Below are 18,165 nucleotides of genomic sequence, written 5' to 3' on the forward strand. Positions count from 1 at the left end.
GTCTTTATCTGGGCTATACATCCGTATCTTGAACAGGTTACTAAAAAGTTACTAAAATTTGAAAAATGAGTCTATTTTGAAAGATTCAAAAGTCCTAAAACCCTATTAAATCAAGGATATAAGATTAAAAAAGTGTATTCATAGAACTCAAAATCCAGTGTCCGCAAGGACGTGCCGGTTCGACCCCGGCAGCCGGTATAGTAATAAAGACAAGGTTTTCGAGCCTTGTCTTTTTATGTCTAACCTATATTTAATTACCATTTTATACCAATTTCTTTTTTTCTTCATCTATCTGATAAAGGTATTTTGTTTGAAAGTTATATAATGAAGTTAGACAACCATAATTCTTAAAAGTTAGATGCTTAAACTGGTTAATAACTTATTTAACAGTTACAAAGGGACTTTTTTGTCAAATGAAAGCCTAATTAAGCCTAAGAAAACACCTCTGTGTTATACTTGTTTTTAACCACAGACACAAGAAAGCCACAGATATGCGAATAAATTGTATTATAAAAGCAAAATATTTGATAATCGAAAGCAATCATCTAATCGAGGAAGAAAGAAGGGAAGTCTAATATAGAAGTTGTTACTCTTGTCGGGAGAACTCCCCCACTATCATAACTAAAAGTTTTCGCCTGATAAGTTAGTCAAGGTTAAGAGAGTTAACGTTGGAATTTCAACTGTGAAATATTATTATATTTTTGGAGCTTCTGTTGAAATAGACTTTGCTTTTTCTTCTAGTATTGTTGCTTCCTTACCATATATAGTTTCTGGAGTTAAATTGAGAATCTTAAGTTGATTTTTAATCAATTCTACACTAGATGGAGAAATCTTTAGAGCAACACCCATTTTTTCTCCATCATCTGCGGTAAAATTAATCCACTCAACACCTCTATGGTATCTAGCTTCGTGCAGAGTAAATACTCCTGATTGTCTTGATATCCTTTGTGACTTCAAATCATAATCACTTTTTACAGCAAAGGGAATTGTAACAAACGGAGTGTCATTCAGATCTGAAAAACAGTAATCAAATAGTTCATCATCAGCTTCATCTATACAGTATACCTCACTTACCGTGCGATTCCCTTCTTTATATTTCATTGCTGAATTCTCATTTAATCTTGTGGGATTTAAGATATAGACAACTGGAAATTCATCTTCGTTAGTGTACTCAAAGCCATCTACCGCGAAGTACAAAGCTATCAGAGGATCAGTAGACCAATCTAATGCTGGCGTCGGCATTCCATAATGTTGAGCAAGAAAAGTATAATGAAACAGATTAAGCCTGTCATCTAGAATTGTTTCTCTCAATTCATCTCTATACTGTTTTAAAGCCACGTTGAAATCCATAAAATTTTTGTATTTTATTGGATGTATAGAGCCATCATCTGGCATATCTAAAACTTCCTTTCTAAAAAGACTCGGCCGTAGTTTCCAGTCTTGGCTTCTATGCCCCCTATACCAAAGTTCGTGAGGGTTATTCCTTGCATAATCAAAAATGAGTGTTAGGAATTCCTCCACACTAGTAATTTCCTCAGAGTTGTAATAAATCGGCATAATAATATACTCCTTCATATTAATTTGATTTTTTAATATTATATCATAAATAATTAAGAGTTTACAGCTAATTTAGGCATAAGAAAACACCTTTGTGTTATACTTGTTGTTCAACTACAAACATAAGAAAGGCATAGAGAAGGTGCTCCTCTAATTGGAAAAGAGAACTAATGAAAATCACGATAGGTTCATTCGTAGATGGTTACCTAAAGGAACTAAGAATTATCCTGAAAAATACTTGAGCTACAAGTTTTCTAGAGAATTTCTCTTGCTGGCTAACTTGAATTTGAAATTTAGTAAAGTTATTTTGTTTTTATTGTTTCTTAAAAATGGTATAATTAACTTTATTAATTCTTAGCTTAGATTTGGAGATAAGGTGAAAGCAATAGAACTATTTGCTGGTGCTGGTGGTTTAGCACTAGGTATCGAAAAAGCTGGATTTGAAACTATTGGTTTAGTTGAGTTTGATGAATCTGCCTCAAAAACATTGAAATTTAATCGTCCAGAGTGGAATGTTGTTCATGATGATATTGCTAATATTTCAAAACTCGACCTTGAGGATCATTTTTCAATCGCTAAAGGTGAACTTTGAATAACCTGAAGATTGTCGATATCATCAATAAACTCTTTTAGTAATGTAGCTTGTTCTTGTTTCCAATCTCTCATCATATCTGCTAATTTGTTATTAATTGTAATGTACCTTGTGCCTGCTCTTGTTTTTGTTGAGTTTATATGGTTTCTTTTATTCAAAAAGTAAGCCGTTTTAGTAACATGAATAGTGTTAGTTAATAAATTTATATCATGCCAGTTTAAAGCAAGAATTTCCCCCATTCTCATACCTGTAAAGAAAGCAAGTGTAAAGAAAAGATCGTAGCTTTTTTCTTCTTTGGTAATAAGTTTTCTAAATCTAGCAAATTCTTCTACACTCCAAAATGTGATTGTCTTCTTATTGATTGGTAACTTTCTCAAATTTTCAACAGGGTTTTTATCAATTAAGGACTTTCTCACACCGGTATCAAATATTTTTTTGAGAAGTATTATTATTTTATTGATAGTGTTATTACTTAGATGTTGATTATCATTTTGTTTTTTGGTTTAGTTTTTAAGTATTCTCTGAATTCAAAAATATTTTCATAACTTAACTTATTCAGATTTACATTTTGAAAGTATGGTTTTATATGCCTTTCATAATTATTTTTTTGAGTACTTAGGTAACTAATTTTTCTATTATTTTGTATGTCTTCTTCTTCAAGCAATTCAAAAAGCATATCAGTTGTTATTAAAAAATCAAAACGTTTTTCTTTCAAGTCAACAATTCGGAGATGTTGTTCAAGTTCTAAAGCTTCCTTTTTTGTTTTTGAACCTTTTCGAACAACTCGGATTCTTTTTTGCGTTATAGGGTGAAATCCATCAGATATATCAACTGTCCAAGTTCCATTTTTTTCTTTCCTAACGGTCATTTTCTATACCTACTGAAATATCAAATCCTAGTAGTTCATTTGCAATAGTAGCTGGGATTGTACCAATACGTTTATTTTGATAGACATTAAAACCTCTTGTGCCAAGAAGTTTCTTACCTTGCCGTATAATTCGTTTAGAGGTGCCTTCGGAAAATCCAAGGGCAACTAAGTCATCTTTATTTATTGTTGCAATCATTGTTTTACTCCTTAATATTTAATTTAATTTTTTTGTATTTTACATTATTATCAATATATTCGCCCCCTATATAAATTTTACTGTTATATTCGCTTTCATATACGATTTCTTCATTTGAGAATTTATAATCAAATGGGACATAATTTGTATTAATGATTGGTTGTTTTAGATTGTTTGAAGATAAATAAGGATGTTTTCCAAAATTATCAAGGAGTTCTTGACCGATTACTTTTTCAAAATACTTTGTAACATATCTCCCTCTATTATCTTTGCTATCAACATTAACTTTATTTATTCGTACTGCTCCATGTCCCCAAAGTTTGAGTAACTGATTATGAGGGATATAGGGAACATCAAAAAGCAAAATATGAGCATGCCAAGCACCACGCTTTTGTTTTTCTAAAACTGCTATATATTTTAATTGATTTTTCTTTGTTTGAAAAATGTTATAGTTAAAACGCTTAATAAATGTTTTTAGTAAGTTTTTAAATTTATTTCTATCTTGGATATTTTCTTTTGTGGTCAAAGTCAAAAATGATGTATTATCATCAAAATTACAATCCACTAACCTAAGTAACTTCCACTTTGCATTTAATCGAGTTTGTTTCATTCGTTGAAGACGTTTCCTTTGTTCTTTTTCAGTCAGTTCTTCAAATGTTCTTCTTTTTCTTGGTTCACTTTCATTGGCAGACTCCTTATGTTTTCTATTAGTAAAAATTGCTTTTTCATATTCCCAAATTTCAATATAAGAAGAAGTACGTATGATTTTCTTATTATATTTCATAGTATTTAATCCAAAATTAGTGGGAATGTCTTAGATGAATTTCGCCAAAATATTGTTTATATAATAAATAAACTAGAAGGGACTTTGTCCCTTCATTATCAATTTTTTTCTGCAGGTAAAATATCAGAACAGTTAAACCACAAGTTTCCATTATACTGTCCCATATTTAAATCTTTTAAAATTACATGTCTAGTTTTATTATTAGACATTTCTTGCTTTGACAAGGTGGGAGTAATAGTTTTAACTTTAACAGTAATCATTTCCATAAAGAAATCGCTACTATCGTCTTGGATGGAAACATTAAGTCTTAGTGCTTCTGGTTTTCCTGTTTCCCTATTAAGTTCTTCACTATATCCTTTAACTGCGTAAAATTTATTACCAAGTAGTTCAGTTTTCAAAAAATCATTTAATTTCATTTCGTATATCCTTTCTTATATCACTGCTTTGCAGTGAGGAACAGTTAAAAGCATTTTGTTCTCTTTAGTTCGTGCGTCCGCGGATCTCCGTGCCATTGCGAGCTACGGCAATTTGCCCCCTCGCTCGCAGACACGACCTAACCGCCCTCAATCGAACTGCATGCTTTCAACTCTTATTATTAATTATTTTAAAAATTTGAAAAAATGAGTGTGTCGTTGTTTTTCAAATTCTTCAAATCGTTTCTCAAGAGAAGCGACACGGCTAGCTAAAGATTTATTAGCGTATTTCAAAAATTGTATTTCAATGTTAGTATCCTTTTCGTTTTTCTTTTGAAGAGAATGTAAGTATAAGATTTGACGCTCTAAATCAACCTCATTTGAATCTGATACATCTCCCCAAATTTTTTTTATTGATTTATCCAAGTCGTTAGTTTTTTCCACTTGTTTAGATAGTTCTACAAATTTAGAAACTTCTTCTTTGGTAAAATCGAAGAATGTCTGTACGCTACGATAACTAACTTTAGCCTTAATTTTTGTAAATTCATAGCCGGATAAAGTTTCTATTTTTTTTCTCCATTTTTTAATAGTACTGATGGATTTACCTGTTTTATTTGCAACTTCTAAATAGTCAATAATACCACCTCCGATAATTTTAAAATGTTACATTATTTCGAAAAAATGTTATACTAGTAAGGTAAAACGATTTTTTACCCATTTTTATGATATCAAAAAGAATTTTACCTGTCAATAAAAAAGTAAAATGTTTTTTTACCAAGGAGATATTTTTATGAAACCTTTATTTAACTATACAAATATTATTCGTGCTGGACAAATAGATATAAAATCAGTGAGATTAAAAGCTGGTTTAACCCAAAAAGAATTAGCGAAAATAATTGGAGTAACTAAACAGACAATTATAAATTATGAAAAAGGCACAACAGAGCCTACTTGGGAAAGACTAGAGGAAATAGCTTTAGCCCTTAATGTGGATATTGAAGATTTTTTTCCATATAATGAAATGGGACAAGCAAAAGGTGATTTTGCTTGGGCAGAACATATGGATAGATTGAATAATAATTTTATGTATAGAAGATTGGCAGAAGAAGAAGTTTATCTTAATTCGCTATTTAAGTATGTTCGATTTCAGCAAGATCTAACAGAAAACAAGATAACAGAAGAACTGCTAAACAAAGAATTATCCTTTGATAGCAATGTTTCAATCTCTCTTGAAGATAAAGTGAATCTAGTTAAACTTAAATTATCTGAACAACTTGATGAAAACAAAGAACGATTGATTGAATTGTATAAGATTGCTGATTCAGAAACGACTATGGAATTGATGAGATATGACATCAATAGAAATTTATCTAAAAAATAAAATCTATACCATATGATAACCAAAAATAGGAAAATTACTTTTTTTACAATAAAAATCTATGCCCCAAAGTCTGATTTAATGATATTTATAATGTTGTAAAACACAATGTTTCGAACTCAAAATCCAGTGTCCGCAAGGACGTGCCGGTTCGACCCCGGCCGCCGGTATAGTAAAGAGCTAAGGAACGTAGTTAATCTTCGTTCCTTTTTTATATTATTTTTGCTATAATTATAGTTATTCAAATTTTATTTAGATTATGAAAGTGTAGGGAAGTATGTCTCGTTCTATCGATTTATTAAAACATCGGTATCTGAAAAATATTAAAGAAAATCCTGAATTGTTTATTGGGGTTGAGCTGGAATATCCTGTTGTAAACTTGGAAGGGAATGCAACAGATGTTGAAGTTATAAAAGATTTATTTCATTATTTACTTTCCGCTCTGGATTTCACTGTAGAAAAGGTAGATGATTTTGGCAATCCTATCCAGTTAGTGGATCCGAAAAGTCAGGATGCTATTTTATTTGAAGTTTCCTATACAACGATTGAGTTTGCATTTGGTAAGGCTGAAACGATTCAAGAGGTCGAAAATCGTTTCAATAATTATATGAATGTAATTCAGAGAAAATTAGGCGAATCTAATCATGCTATTGTTGGCTGTGGCATTCATCCCAACTGGGATAAAAATGAGAATTGTCCAGTGGCTTATCCACGCTACCAGATGTTGATGGATTATTTGAATTTGAGTAGAAATATTACTCAATCAGATTTACATCATTTCCCTGAATATGGTGCTTTTATCTGTGGGAGTCAGGTTCAGTTGGATGTTTCAAAATCCAATTACTTACGGGTGATTAATGCTTTTACCCAAATTGAAGCAGCTAAAGCTTATTTATTTGCAAATTCTGAGTTTTCAGGTATGGATTGGGATACTAAAATTTCAAGGGATATTTTCTGGGAAGAATCCATGCATGGCATCTATACAGAGAATGTTGGGATTAATGCTAGACTCTTTGATGATGAAGATGATTTTTTTGACTATCTAGATCATTCTGCAATTTTTACTGCGGAACGTGATGGGCAAACATATTATTTTTATCCGATTCAGGCTGGGGACTATTTATCTACACCTGAAATCCAAGCATATGCTCTTAATGGGGATGAGGTTATTATTTACCCCCAAGAGAAGGAGTTTGAAACCCATCGTAGTTATCAGTACCAAGACTTAACGACTCGCGGAACAGTTGAGTTTCGTAGTGTGTGTACTCAACCTCTAGATAGAACCTTCGCTTCAGCAGCTTTTCACTTAGGATTGTTGGTTAATTTAGATAAGTTAGAAGCTTATTTAGAAACAGCACCTTTCTTTAAAGAATTTGGGAGAAATTATAAGTCTTTAAGGCGGCAATTTTCTAAGAAAAAGCTAACAGATGAGGAGAAAACTGCGATTATAGAGTTTTCAAAAGATTTACTCTTGCTAGCTGATGAAGGACTGAAGATGAGAAATAAACAAGAAATGATTTATTTAGAGCCTTTGAAAGAAGAATTGAGCCTATAATTTTTCTTATAAAGGGAGAATTTTCTGAAAAATCATGATATAATGGATGAGACTATAGATAAAGGATAGAGAGTAATGACATTAGTTTATCAATCAACGCGTGATGCCAACAATACAGTAACTGCTAGCCAAGCAATTTTGCAAGGTTTGGCAACGGATGGTGGTTTGTTTACACCGCTTACTTATCCAAAGGTAGATTTGGACTTTGACAAATTGAAAGATGCTTCTTATCAGGAAGTTGCTAAGTTAGTTTTGTCAGCATTTTTAGATGACTTTACAGCTGAGGAGTTGGACTACTGTATCAACAATGCCTACGATAGCAAATTTGATACTCCAGCTATCGCGCCATTAGTGAAATTAGACGGACAATATAACTTAGAGCTTTTCCATGGTTCAACGATTGCCTTTAAGGATATGGCCTTGTCTATCTTGCCATACTTTATGACGACTGCTGCTAAGAAACATGGTTTGGAGAACAAAATCGTCATTTTGACAGCGACATCTGGTGATACTGGGAAAGCTGCTATGGCAGGATTTGCCGATGTGCCTGGTACTGAGATTATCGTCTTTTATCCAAAGAATGGTGTCAGCAAGGTACAAGAGTTGCAAATGACCACTCAGACTGGCGACAATACTCATGTTATCGCTATTGATGGTAACTTTGATGATGCCCAAACAAATGTGAAGCATATGTTTAACGATGTGGCTCTTCGTGAAAAATTAGCGGCAAACAAGTTGCAATTTTCGTCAGCTAACTCTATGAACATTGGTCGTTTGGTACCACAAATTGTTTATTATGTTTATGCCTACGCTCAGTTGGTCAAGACTGGTGAGATTGTGGCTGGTGATAAGGTCAACTTCACAGTACCAACAGGAAACTTTGGAAATATCTTGGCTGCCTTTTATGCTAAACAAATCGGTCTTCCGGTTGGTAAATTGATCTGTGCTTCAAATGACAACAATGTTTTGACAGACTTCTTCAAGACACGTGTTTACGATAAGAAACGTGAGTTTAAGGTGACAACTAGTCCATCTATGGATATTTTGGTATCTTCAAACTTGGAGCGTTTGATTTTCCATCTTTTGGGTAATAATGCGGTTAAAACAGCTGAACTCATGAATGCCTTGAATAGCCAAGGTCAATATGAGTTGACTAATTTTGATGCAGAGATTTTGGACCTCTTTGCAGCAGAGTATGCGACTGAGGAAGAAACAGCGGCAGAAATCAAACGTGTTTACCAAACAGATGCCTACATTGAGGATCCACATACGGCAGTTGCCTCAGCAGTGTATAGAAAATACCAAGCGTCTACTGGCGATGTTACCAAGACAGTGATTGCTTCAACAGCTAGTCCATACAAGTTCCCAGTGGTTGCAGTAGAAGCTGTAACTGGGAAAGTTGACTTGACAGACTTTGAAGCCTTGGCTCAATTACATGACATCTCAGGAGTGGCAGTGCCGCCAGCAGTTGATGGGCTTGAAACAGCTCCAGTTCGTCACAAGACAACCGTGGCAGCTGCTGACATGCAAGCAGCGGTTGAAGCTTATCTAGGACTTTAAGACAGAGGGAGTAAACTCGGTTGGGAAACCAACTGAGTTTCTTTTCATCAGGAGGAGAGATTGTTTAAGAAAAATAAAGACATTCTTAATATTGCATTGCCAGCTATGGGTGAAAACTTTTTGCAGATGCTCATGGGAATGGTGGACAGTTATTTGGTTGCTCATTTAGGATTGATAGCTATTTCAGGTGTTTCAGTAGCCGGTAATATTATCACCATTTATCAGGCGATTTTCATCGCTCTGGGAGCTGCTATTTCCAGTGTTATTTCAAAAAGTTTGGGTCAGAAGAATCAGTCTAAGCTAGCCTATCATGTGACTGAGGCGTTGAAAATTACTTTACTAGTAAGTTTCCTTTTAGGAGCTTTGTCCATCTTTGCTGGACAAGAGATGATAGGACTCTTGGGAACGGAGAGAGATGTGGCCGAAAGTGGAGGACTCTACCTATCTTTGGTAGGTGGAACGATTGTTCTTTTGGGCTTGATGACGAGTCTGGGAGCCTTGATTCGTGCAACGCATAATCCACGTCTGCCTCTTTATGTCAGCCTCTTGTCAAATGCCTTGAATATTCTCTTTTCCAGTCTAGCTATTTTTATCCTTGATATGGGGATAGCGGGTGTTGCTTGGGGGACTATTCTGTCTCGTTTGGTTGGTCTTGTGATTTTGTGGTCACAATTAAAACTGCCTTATGCGAAGCCAACTTTTGGTTTAGATAAGGAACTGTTGACCTTGGCTTTACCAGCAGCTGGAGAGCGACTTATGATGCGGGCTGGAGATGTAGTGATCATTGCCTTGGTCGTTTCTTTTGGGACGGAGGCAGTGGCTGGAAATGCGGTCGGAGAAGTCTTGACCCAGTTTAACTACATGCCTGCTTTTGGCGTTGCTACGGCAACGGTTATGTTGGTGGCCCGAGCAGTTGGAGAGGATAATTGGGAAAGAGTCGCTAGTTTGAGCAAGCAAACCTTTTGGCTTTCTCTGTTTCTCATGTTGCCTTTGACCTTCAGTATCTATGCCTTAGGAATACCACTAACTCATCTCTATACGACTGATCCTTTAGCGGTTGAGGCCAGTGTTCTAGTGACACTTTTTTCATTACTTGGTACTCCTATGACGACAGGAACAGTCATCTATACAGCAGTCTGGCAGGGTTTGGGCAATGCTCGGCTTCCCTTTTATGCGACAAGTATAGGAATGTGGTGTATCCGCATTGGAACAGGATATCTGATGGGGATTGTGCTTGGTTGGGGCTTGCCTGGTATTTGGGCTGGAACCCTGTTGGATAATGGTTTTCGTTGGTTATTTCTACGCTACCGTTACCAGCGTTATATGAGCTTGAAAGGATAGGAAATGCAAAAAACAGCTTTTATTTGGGATTTAGATGGGACTTTATTGGACTCTTACGAAGCGATTTTGTCAGGGATTGAGGAGACTTTTGGTCAGTTTTCTATTCCTTATGATAAGGAGAAAGTGAGAGAGTTTATCCTCAAATATTCGGTGCAAGATTTGCTTGTGCAGGTGGCGGAAGAGAGAAAACTGGATGTGGAAGTGCTAAATCAGGTGCGTGCCCAGAGTCTGGCTGAAAAGAATGCCCAGGTAGTCTTAATGCCAGGTGCGCGTGAGGTGTTGGATTGGACAGACCAAGTAGGGATTCGGAACTTTGTTTACACTCATAAGGGAGACAATGCTTTTACCATTCTAAGAGACTTGGGGTTGGAATCTTATTTTACAGAGATTTTAACCAGTCAGAGTGGCTTTGCGCGCAAGCCTAATCCGGAAGTGGCTACCTATCTGTTAGACAAGTATCAGTTGGATCCTGAGAAAACCTATTATATAGGGGATCGGACTCTGGATGTGGAATTTGCCCAGAATAGTGGTATTCAGAGCATTAATTTTTTAGAGTCGTCTTATGAAGGCAATCACAGGATTCAAGAGTTAGCAGATATTACTTATATTTTTGAGAGCAAGTAACGAGAAGATTGTGTCAGTTTTGTGACAGAGAACTAACAAACTATTTCAAGTAACCGAGTTTGTTACAAGGAATAGACAGTTCTGTTAAATAGGCCCGAGAGGGCTTTTTTTCTGCATTTTTTGTGTTATCATAGACAGGTACTCATTTGAAAGGAATTTGAAAGAATGAAGAAAAGAATATTATTAGCGTCAACAGTAGCCTTGTCATTTGCCTCAGTATTGGCAACCCAAGCAGAAGAAGTTCTTTGGACTGCACGTAGTGTTGAGCAAATCCAAAATGATTTGACTAAAACGGACAACAAAACAAGTTATACCGTACAGTATGGTGATACCTTGAGCACCATTGCAGAAGCCCTGGGTGTAGATGTCACAGTTCTTGCGAATTTGAATAAAATCACTAATATGGATCTGATTTTCCCAGAAACTGTTTTGACAACGACCGTCAATGAAGCAGAAGAAGTAACAGAAGTTGAAATCCAAACACCTCAAGCGGCTTCTAGTGAAGAAGTGACAACTGCGACAGCAGATTTGACAACCAATCAAGTGACGGTTGATGATCAAACTGTTCAGGTTGCAGACCTTTCTCAACCGATTGCAGAAGCTCCAAAAGCGGTAGAAACTACAAGTACAAAAGAAGTAGCAACAAGTTCAGAAGTTACAGAGACAGCGACTGCTTCAGAAGAAGTTGCGCCTTCTACAGGAACTTCTGTCCCAGAGGAGCAAACAGCCGAAACAAGCAGTACAGTTGCAGAAGCAGCTCCTCAGGCAACGAGTCCAGCTGAGAAAGAGGAAACTCAAGCAAGCCCACAAGCTGTTTCAACAGTGGAAGAAACTACAACTCCAGTAGAAGAAACAGCAACCGAAACAACTGCAACAAGTTTAGAAGAAGCAAAAGAAGTAGCATCATCAAGTGAAGCTACAGAAGCAGTTTCTACTTATCAACCAGAAGAGACGAAAACAGCTTCAGCAACTTACGAGGCTCCAGCTGCGCCCGATTATGCTGGACTTGCGGTAGCGAAATCTGAAAATGCAGGTCTTCAACCACAAACAGCTGCCTTTAAAGAAGAGATTGCCAACTTGTTTGGTATCACATCCTTTAGTGGTTACCGTCCAGGAGATAGTGGAGATCACGGAAAAGGTTTGGCTATCGATTTTATGGTACCAGAAAGCTCAGAACTAGGGGATAAGATTGCGGAATACGCTATTCAAAACATGGCCAGCCGTGGAATTAGTTACATTATTTGGAAACAACGTTTCTATGCCCCATTCGATAGCAAATATGGACCAGCCAACACTTGGAATCCAATGCCGGACCGTGGTAGCGTGACAGAGAACCACTATGACCACGTTCACGTTTCAATGAATGGATAAACCAGACTTGGTAATATCATTTTGACGAATGAGATATAGCTTTTGTGTTAGGAAGCGAATCTCGTTCGTTTTTTCTTTGTCAATTTGAATGAAGAATGGATAGTCAGTATTTTGTAATATTTCAAGCAACATTCTTGCAATCTATTTTACTTTATATTATACTTGATTAGTCAATTATTGATAAGTCAATAGAAAGAAGGAAGAAATGTTAGAGATTCAAGATTTACTTTATCAACTCCGCTTGTCTGAGCAAGCGAGTACGCAATTGTTTGAAAAAAGACTTGGGATTAGTTTGACACGGTATCAGATTTTATTATTTTTGCTGAAGCATTCCCCTTGTAATCAAATAGCGGTTCAGGAGCGTTTGAAGATTGATCAGGCTGCCTTGACACGACATTTCAAGATTTTAGAAAAAGAGGGTTTGGTGGAGCGTCATCGTAATCCTGAAAATCAGCGGGAAGTGTTGGTGGAGTCTACGAAGTATGCCAAGGAGCAGTTAGTGGTGAATCCACCTCTGCAGCATATCAAGGTTAAAGAAGCGATGGAAAGTATCTTAACAGAGTCTGAAAGAACAGAACTCATCCGTTTAGTAAATAAATTGGTTTTGGGTATTGAAAATATAGAAATTTAAGGAGAAATAGATGTCAATTATGACAATCATTTTAGCAACGATTGTTGCTTTGGAGCATTTTTACATTTTTTATTTGGAAAGTATTGCAACGCAATCAGATGCAACTAGTCGTGTCTTTAACATGGAAAAGGAAGAACTGGCTCGTTCGTCAGTAAGCTCATTATTTAAAAATCAAGGGATTTATAATGCTTTGCTAGGAGTCTTTCTCTTGTATGGAATTTATTTCTCACAGAATTTGGAAATTGTGACTATTTTTGTTTTATTTGTGATTGGTGCTGCGGCTTATGGCTCTCTCACAGCAGATAAGAAAATTATTTTGAAGCAAGGTGGACCAGCTATTTTGGCCTTGATTAGTATTTTACTCTTTAAATAAATTTGAAAGGCGGTACTAGTCTCGCTAGTCCTTTTCACTCCAGAATAAGGGAAATATGTTATACTTGTTTTTAAGAAAAAAGTCTCATTGAATTGGTTTTGAGGAGTTAGAAATGAAAGTATTAGTGACAGGTTTTGAGCCCTTTGGAGGGGAAAAGGTCAATCCAGCCTTGGAGGCCATTAAAGGTTTACCATCTGAAATTCATGGTGCTGAGGTTCGTTGGCTAGAAGTACCGACAGTCTTTCACAAATCGGCTCAAGTATTGGAAGAAGAGATGAACCGTTATCAACCTGACTTTGTCCTTTGTATCGGCCAAGCAGGTGGAAGGTCTAGCTTGACACCTGAACGAGTGGCCATTAATCAAGACGATGCACGCGTCCCTGATAACGAAGGTAATCAGCCGATTGACCTTTCCATTCGTCCAGATGGTGCTCCGGCCTACTTTAGTAGTCTGCCTATTAAAGCGATGGTTCAAGCTATAAAAAAAGAGGGCTTGCCGGCCTCTGTTTCCAATACGGCAGGGACTTTTGTCTGCAATCATTTGATGTATCAGGTCCTCTATTTGGCAGAAAAGAAATTTCCACATGTCAAGGCAGGTTTTATGCATATTCCTTATATGATGGAACAGGTGGTGAATAGACCGACTACCCCAGCTATGAGTTTAGTGGATATTAGGCGAGGGATAGAAGTGGCAATCGGCGCTATGATAGAACATGGAGATGAGGACCTCAAGTTGGTAGGCGGAGAAATTCATTGATAGAAAAAAGCTTGAGGGAAAACCTTCAAGCTTTTGGACGTTTTCGAGCTAGTATAGCTCGGTAGAAAATTATTTTATTGATTTGAATGTAGGGTAGGAGTGAAAAACTAGCAATTCCAAAGGTAATCCAATTGAGGAAGTACCAAGGAAGGAGTTGTAAGTCTAGAACAAAGCGTTGAAATTTGTAACCTTTCATTAAGAAACGGCTGGTTTTTAGGATTTGTCCTGGTTTGGCTTGTCCTAAATCTAGAGTATCACAGAGGAGAAATTCTACCTGAGAATAGGCATAGTATTGTGGAATATAGAGACTATTTCCGACAATCATCAAGAGGATACTTGCTAGAAAGTAAAGACCAAAGGTCATGAGGAAACGCTCGGTTTCAATTGACGTGAGATCCAGATTGGGAAATTCAGGATGGAGGACAACGAATTTCTTTGCTAGAAAGCTACTGTAAAAGAGGAAGTAAATCCCAAGTAAACTAGGAATGCTCCATAAAAAGAGATAGAAGCGTTTGAGAAGGAGAGTCAAAAAGGTTTGTGAAAAGTGCTCGTCGTTAAAGAGAGTGAGACTATTTTTGACGGATAGTTCTGTATCTGGATTCTTGATGAGTTTTAGGGTTGTATAGACTGAACTGGTTAGAAGTATTGCCCCGATAAAGGAGACTAATAGTGGAAAAAGGTAGGCTTGGAATACATGACCAAACACGCTTAAAAAGGGTTGTTCTAAAATAGACTCGTTGATACGCTCTAAGGGATTGAGGAAGCCAGACAAGATGACCAGCATGCTAGGTAAGAGATAGGCGAGAAAGAGGCGGGGATTTTCAGCCTGAAATTGTCTGGCTTGCAGACGAACAGTTTTTAAATCAATTTTTGGGTATTTCATTCTCTCATTATACCATAGTTCGTGACAGTTCCGGCTTTTTTTGATAAAATCATACAGTATGCCCTTGGGCACAAAGTATGAACTGGGACTGTCTTTCCCAGCTTCGGAGGTAAAAAATGTCAGATTCACCAATCAAATATCGTTTGATTAAGAAAGAAAAACACACGGGAGCTCGTCTGGGAGAAATCATCACTCCCCACGGTACCTTCCCAACACCTATGTTTATGCCAGTTGGGACACAAGCCACTGTCAAAACTCAGTCACCTGAAGAATTGAAGGAGATGGGTTCGGGAATTATCCTATCAAACACCTATCACTTGTGGCTTCGTCCTGGAGATGAACTCATTGCACGCGCAGGTGGTCTCCACAAGTTCATGAATTGGGATCAGCCTATCTTGACAGATAGTGGTGGTTTCCAGGTTTATTCCCTAGCTGATAGCCGTAATATCACAGAAGAAGGAGTAACCTTTAAAAACCATCTCAATGGTTCTAAGATGTTCCTATCACCAGAAAAAGCCATCTCTATTCAGAATAATCTGGGTTCAGACATCATGATGTCCTTTGACGAATGTCCTCAGTTTTATCAACCATACGACTACGTTAAGAAATCAATCGAGCGTACCAGTCGTTGGGCTGAGCGTGGTTTAAAGGCTCATCGTCGTCCACATGACCAAGGTTTGTTTGGAATTGTGCAGGGGGCAGGATTTGAAGACCTTCGTCGCCAATCAGCTCATGATCTTGTCAGCATGGACTTTCCAGGTTACTCTATCGGTGGTTTGGCAGTGGGAGAAACCCATGAAGAGATGAATGCTGTCTTGGACTTCACAACTCAACTGCTTCCTGAAAATAAACCTCGTTATCTGATGGGTGTGGGAGCGCCAGATAGTTTGATTGATGGGGTGATTCGTGGGGTGGATATGTTTGACTGTGTCTTGCCGACTCGTATCGCTCGTAACGGGACTTGTATGACCAGTCAAGGTCGTTTGGTTGTCAAAAATGCTCAGTTTGCTGAGGACTTTACACCACTGGATCCTGAGTGTGATTGCTATACATGTAAGAACTATACACGCGCTTATCTTCGTCACCTGCTCAAGGCTGATGAAACCTTTGGTATCCGCTTGACTAGCTACCATAACCTTTACTTCTTGCTTAACCTGATGAAGCAAGTGCGACAAGCCATCATGGATGATAATCTTTTGGAATTCCGTGAGTATTTTGTGGAAAAATATGGCTATAATAAATCAGGGCGTAATTTCTAAAATGGAATGGATATAAGCTAAAAATCCTAAGTTTTCTCTTAGGATTTTTCTTCTTTTTTTGATAGAATAAAGTGTACAATGAAAGGGAGAATAAACTCGTATGCGCATTAAATGGTTTTCCTTGATTAGGATTACAGGTTTACTTTTTGTACTCTTGTATCACTTCTTTCAGACCATCTTTCCTGGAGGATTTTTCGGGGTAGATGTCTTTTTCACATTTTCAGGCTTTCTGATTACGGCTCTACTCATCGAAGAATTTTCTAAGAATCGTGAGATTGATTTGATAGGATTTTTTAGAAGGCGCTTTTATCGTATCGTACCACCTGTGGTTTTGATGGTCTTGGTAACCATGCCCTTTACCTTTCTAGTTCGCCAAGATTATGTGGCTGGAATTGGGGGGCAGATTGCGGGTGTTTTAGGCTTTATGACCAACTTCTATGAACTCCTAACAGGTGGGAGTTATGAATCTCAGTTCATTCCCCATTTGTTTGTTCATAATTGGAGTTTGGCAGTTGAGGTTCACTACTATATTCTATGGGGATTGGCAGTTTGGTTCTTATCCAAGCAGTCTAGATCAAATGGTCAGTTGAAGGGGATGGTTTTTCTCTTATCAGCTGCTGCCTTTTTAATCAGCTTCTTCTCCATGTTTATTGGTAGTTTTCTAGTGACCTATTATTCCTCTGTTTATTTCTCCAGTTTAACTCATGTCTATCCATTCTTTTTGGGAAGTGTGTTAGCAACTATCGTAGGCGTTCGTCAGACGACTTCCCTAGTTAAGCAGTTGGATAGAATCTGGGATTTACGAAAAACCCTGTTAATTTTTGCAGGAGGTTTTGGCTTCTTACTCATTTTGACTTTCTTTGTCAAATTTACCTATCTCTTTACCTACCTTATGGGCTTCTTGCTTGCCAGTCTTGCAGCCCTTGCTATGATTCTGGCGGCGCGTGTCTTACATGAAAAGACACCTTATGTGCAGGAGCCAAAGACTATCAGCTTTTTAGCAGATACTAGCTATGCAGTTTATCTCTTCCATTGGCCTTTCTATATCATATTCTCACAGTTAACATCAAATCTTTTTGCTGTGTTACTGACTTTGATTTTTTCTTATGGCTTTGCCAGCCTATCATTTTATGTGTTGGAACCTTGGATTGCAGGAAAGAGCACACCTATTTTACAAACTCTTCGTCCCCTGCCTTATATTCACACAATCCTTGCAACAAGTACAGGAATCTTGGCCTTCATTGTCTTCTTAGTGACTTTGATGGCACCACAAGTGGGAGCGTTTGAGACAGACTTAACTGTCAATGGCTTGAAGCAAGCTGCAACAAATATTAGCCAGACCAAGGTGATGACAGAACGGGCAGATGCAAACAGTTTGGGGATTGCTGATGGCACTATGTTAATTGGTGACTCGGTTGCTTTAAGGGCAAATACAGCCCTACAGACAGCCCTTCCTGGAGCACAGATTAACGCGCAGGTCAGCAGAACAACCAAGACTGCCAATGAAATCATGCTAAATAATAGCCAGAATAAATTTTTACCTAAGATGGTGGTCATTGCAACAGGGGTAAATAATCCTGAAAATTACAAGGAAGATTGGGATAGTATCGTGAAAAATCTTCCTAAGGGACACCATATGGTTTTGGTGACTCCTTATGAAGGAGATAAGACAAAAGAGACCTATGCAATCGTTGAGAAGGCGGCTGCCTATATGAGAGAATTGGCGGAGAAGACTCCTTATATCACCATTGCTGATTGGAATCAAGTTGCGAAAGAGCATCCAGAAATTTGGACAGGAACAGACCAAGTCCATTTCGGAAGTGACAATAGTAAGATTGAAGCAGGAGCAAAATTGTATGCAGATACCATTGCTACAGCCTTGCAAACAGCTCAAGACAAGCCAGTCAAATCAAAATAACTTGTATTAAAAAGAGAAGAGTTGGAGAAATCCAGCTCTTTTAAAATATCTCTAGAAAATAGGTCTATACCATTTACAAATGAATCAGAAAAGTTTATAATGTAA

At 37.2% G+C, this 18,165-nt stretch carries 17 protein-coding genes and 3 pseudogenes; 13 read left to right on the forward strand and 7 right to left on the reverse strand.

What is annotated here, in order from left to right; genetic code table 11:
- Positions 1-693: 693 nt before the first annotated feature.
- Positions 694-1,557 (reverse strand): FRG domain-containing protein, encoded by an 864-nt coding sequence (locus tag N8M09_RS09210; protein ID WP_261064961.1) that lies wholly within the window; start codon positions 1,555-1,557, stop codon positions 694-696.
- A gap of 157 nt (positions 1,558-1,714) precedes the next feature.
- Between N8M09_RS09210 and N8M09_RS09215 the strand changes: the two are divergent.
- A pseudogene (locus tag N8M09_RS09215) lies at positions 1,715-1,915 on the forward strand (hypothetical protein); the annotation flags it as partial.
- Between the two features lie 18 nt (positions 1,916-1,933).
- A pseudogene (locus N8M09_RS09220) lies at positions 1,934-2,146 on the forward strand (DNA cytosine methyltransferase); the annotation flags it as partial.
- Here N8M09_RS09220 and N8M09_RS09225 read toward each other — a convergent pair.
- From N8M09_RS09225 to N8M09_RS09245, 5 genes and pseudogenes are all read right to left on the reverse strand, one after another.
- Positions 2,122-3,017 (reverse strand): annotated as a pseudogene (locus N8M09_RS09225) (tyrosine-type recombinase/integrase); the annotation flags it as partial. The pseudogenes N8M09_RS09220 and N8M09_RS09225 sit on opposite strands and share 25 nt — an antisense overlap.
- Positions 3,007-3,213, reverse strand: coding sequence for a DUF3173 domain-containing protein (locus tag N8M09_RS09230; RefSeq protein ID WP_261064962.1), 207 nt, complete (start codon positions 3,211-3,213; stop codon positions 3,007-3,009). The gene N8M09_RS09230 and the pseudogene N8M09_RS09225, both read right to left, overlap by 11 nt.
- Before the next feature lie 4 nt (positions 3,214-3,217).
- Positions 3,218-3,997: a rolling circle replication-associated protein gene (locus N8M09_RS09235; RefSeq protein ID WP_261064963.1), complete on the reverse strand. Its 780-nt coding sequence runs from the start codon at positions 3,995-3,997 to the stop codon at positions 3,218-3,220.
- Positions 3,998-4,095: 98 nt separating this feature from the next.
- A complete protein-coding gene (locus N8M09_RS09240; RefSeq protein WP_261064964.1) occupies positions 4,096-4,413 on the reverse strand; it encodes a hypothetical protein in 318 nt (105 codons plus the stop codon).
- Positions 4,414-4,596: 183 nt separating this feature from the next.
- A complete protein-coding gene (locus N8M09_RS09245; RefSeq protein WP_261064965.1) occupies positions 4,597-4,836 on the reverse strand; it encodes a hypothetical protein in 240 nt (79 codons plus the stop codon).
- Between the two features lie 364 nt (positions 4,837-5,200).
- Between N8M09_RS09245 and N8M09_RS09250 the strand changes: the two genes are divergently transcribed.
- From N8M09_RS09250 to pcp, 9 genes are all read left to right on the forward strand, one after another.
- Positions 5,201-5,791: a helix-turn-helix transcriptional regulator gene (locus N8M09_RS09250; protein ID WP_261064966.1), complete on the forward strand. Its 591-nt coding sequence runs from the start codon at positions 5,201-5,203 to the stop codon at positions 5,789-5,791.
- A gap of 274 nt (positions 5,792-6,065) precedes the next feature.
- A complete protein-coding gene (locus N8M09_RS09255) occupies positions 6,066-7,343 on the forward strand; it encodes a glutamate-cysteine ligase family protein (RefSeq protein ID WP_261064967.1) in 1,278 nt (425 codons plus the stop codon).
- 75 nt (positions 7,344-7,418) lie between these two features.
- Positions 7,419-8,903 (forward strand): threonine synthase, encoded by a 1,485-nt coding sequence (gene thrC, locus N8M09_RS09260; RefSeq protein ID WP_261064968.1) that lies wholly within the window; start codon positions 7,419-7,421, stop codon positions 8,901-8,903.
- A 60-nt stretch (positions 8,904-8,963) separates the two neighbouring features.
- On the forward strand, positions 8,964-10,244 hold the full coding sequence (locus N8M09_RS09265) for an MATE family efflux transporter (protein WP_261064969.1): 1,281 nt from the start codon (positions 8,964-8,966) through the stop codon (positions 10,242-10,244).
- 3 nt (positions 10,245-10,247) lie between these two features.
- Positions 10,248-10,868 (forward strand): HAD family hydrolase, encoded by a 621-nt coding sequence (locus tag N8M09_RS09270; protein ID WP_261064970.1) that lies wholly within the window; start codon positions 10,248-10,250, stop codon positions 10,866-10,868.
- A 165-nt stretch (positions 10,869-11,033) separates the two neighbouring features.
- Positions 11,034-12,239 carry a LysM peptidoglycan-binding domain-containing protein gene (locus N8M09_RS09275; RefSeq protein ID WP_261064971.1) on the forward strand — a complete coding sequence of 402 codons (1,206 nt, stop codon included), beginning with the start codon at positions 11,034-11,036 and terminating at the stop codon, positions 12,237-12,239.
- A 205-nt stretch (positions 12,240-12,444) separates the two neighbouring features.
- Entirely contained in the window at positions 12,445-12,870 is a 426-nt protein-coding gene (locus tag N8M09_RS09280) for a MarR family winged helix-turn-helix transcriptional regulator (RefSeq protein WP_261064972.1), read from the forward strand.
- A gap of 10 nt (positions 12,871-12,880) precedes the next feature.
- The gene (locus N8M09_RS09285; RefSeq protein WP_261064973.1) at positions 12,881-13,243 is read left to right on the forward strand and encodes a DUF1304 domain-containing protein; all 363 of its coding nucleotides are present in this window, start codon (positions 12,881-12,883) and stop codon (positions 13,241-13,243) included.
- Between the two features lie 112 nt (positions 13,244-13,355).
- Positions 13,356-14,000, forward strand: a complete 645-nt coding sequence (gene pcp, locus N8M09_RS09290) for a pyroglutamyl-peptidase I (RefSeq protein WP_261064974.1) — start codon at positions 13,356-13,358, stop codon at positions 13,998-14,000.
- Between the two features lie 25 nt (positions 14,001-14,025).
- On the opposite strand, the gene N8M09_RS09295 is transcribed toward pcp, so the two are convergent.
- Complete coding sequence (locus tag N8M09_RS09295; protein ID WP_261064975.1) at positions 14,026-14,883, reverse strand: DUF975 family protein; 858 nt, start codon at positions 14,881-14,883, stop codon at positions 14,026-14,028.
- Between the two features lie 116 nt (positions 14,884-14,999).
- Here N8M09_RS09295 and tgt point away from each other — a divergent pair, with 116 nt between their 5' ends.
- Positions 15,000-16,142 carry a tRNA guanosine(34) transglycosylase Tgt gene (gene tgt / locus N8M09_RS09300; RefSeq protein ID WP_001285237.1) on the forward strand — a complete coding sequence of 381 codons (1,143 nt, stop codon included), beginning with the start codon at positions 15,000-15,002 and terminating at the stop codon, positions 16,140-16,142.
- A 100-nt stretch (positions 16,143-16,242) separates the two neighbouring features.
- The gene (locus N8M09_RS09305; RefSeq protein WP_261064976.1) at positions 16,243-18,060 is read left to right on the forward strand and encodes an acyltransferase family protein; all 1,818 of its coding nucleotides are present in this window, start codon (positions 16,243-16,245) and stop codon (positions 18,058-18,060) included.
- The last annotated feature ends 105 nt before the right edge of the window (positions 18,061-18,165 follow it).

The organism is Streptococcus mitis (assembly GCF_946190375.1).
Classification (GTDB): domain Bacteria; phylum Bacillota; class Bacilli; order Lactobacillales; family Streptococcaceae; genus Streptococcus; species Streptococcus mitis_CJ.

Bases quoted from the DNA above. Each gene is read 5' to 3' on its own strand.
- N8M09_RS09270 (WP_261064970.1), top strand. From the start codon at position 10,248: ATGCAAAAAACAGCTTTTATTTGGGATTTAGATGGGACTTTATTGGAC.
- N8M09_RS09240 (WP_261064964.1), bottom strand. From the start codon at position 4,413: ATGAAATTAAATGATTTTTTGAAAACTGAACTACTTGGTAATAAATTT.
- pcp (WP_261064974.1), top strand. From the start codon at position 13,356: ATGAAAGTATTAGTGACAGGTTTTGAGCCCTTTGGAGGGGAAAAGGTC.
- N8M09_RS09255 (WP_261064967.1), top strand. From the start codon at position 6,066: ATGTCTCGTTCTATCGATTTATTAAAACATCGGTATCTGAAAAATATT.
- N8M09_RS09285 (WP_261064973.1), top strand. From the start codon at position 12,881: ATGTCAATTATGACAATCATTTTAGCAACGATTGTTGCTTTGGAGCAT.
- N8M09_RS09295 (WP_261064975.1), bottom strand. From the start codon at position 14,883: ATGAAATACCCAAAAATTGATTTAAAAACTGTTCGTCTGCAAGCCAGA.
- N8M09_RS09250 (WP_261064966.1), top strand. From the start codon at position 5,201: ATGAAACCTTTATTTAACTATACAAATATTATTCGTGCTGGACAAATA.
- N8M09_RS09305 (WP_261064976.1), top strand. From the start codon at position 16,243: ATGCGCATTAAATGGTTTTCCTTGATTAGGATTACAGGTTTACTTTTT.
- N8M09_RS09210 (WP_261064961.1), bottom strand. From the start codon at position 1,557: ATGCCGATTTATTACAACTCTGAGGAAATTACTAGTGTGGAGGAATTC.
- N8M09_RS09280 (WP_261064972.1), top strand. From the start codon at position 12,445: ATGTTAGAGATTCAAGATTTACTTTATCAACTCCGCTTGTCTGAGCAA.
- N8M09_RS09275 (WP_261064971.1), top strand. From the start codon at position 11,034: ATGAAGAAAAGAATATTATTAGCGTCAACAGTAGCCTTGTCATTTGCC.
- N8M09_RS09230 (WP_261064962.1), bottom strand. From the start codon at position 3,213: ATGATTGCAACAATAAATAAAGATGACTTAGTTGCCCTTGGATTTTCC.
- tgt (WP_001285237.1), top strand. From the start codon at position 15,000: ATGTCAGATTCACCAATCAAATATCGTTTGATTAAGAAAGAAAAACAC.
- thrC (WP_261064968.1), top strand. From the start codon at position 7,419: ATGACATTAGTTTATCAATCAACGCGTGATGCCAACAATACAGTAACT.
- N8M09_RS09235 (WP_261064963.1), bottom strand. From the start codon at position 3,997: ATGAAATATAATAAGAAAATCATACGTACTTCTTCTTATATTGAAATT.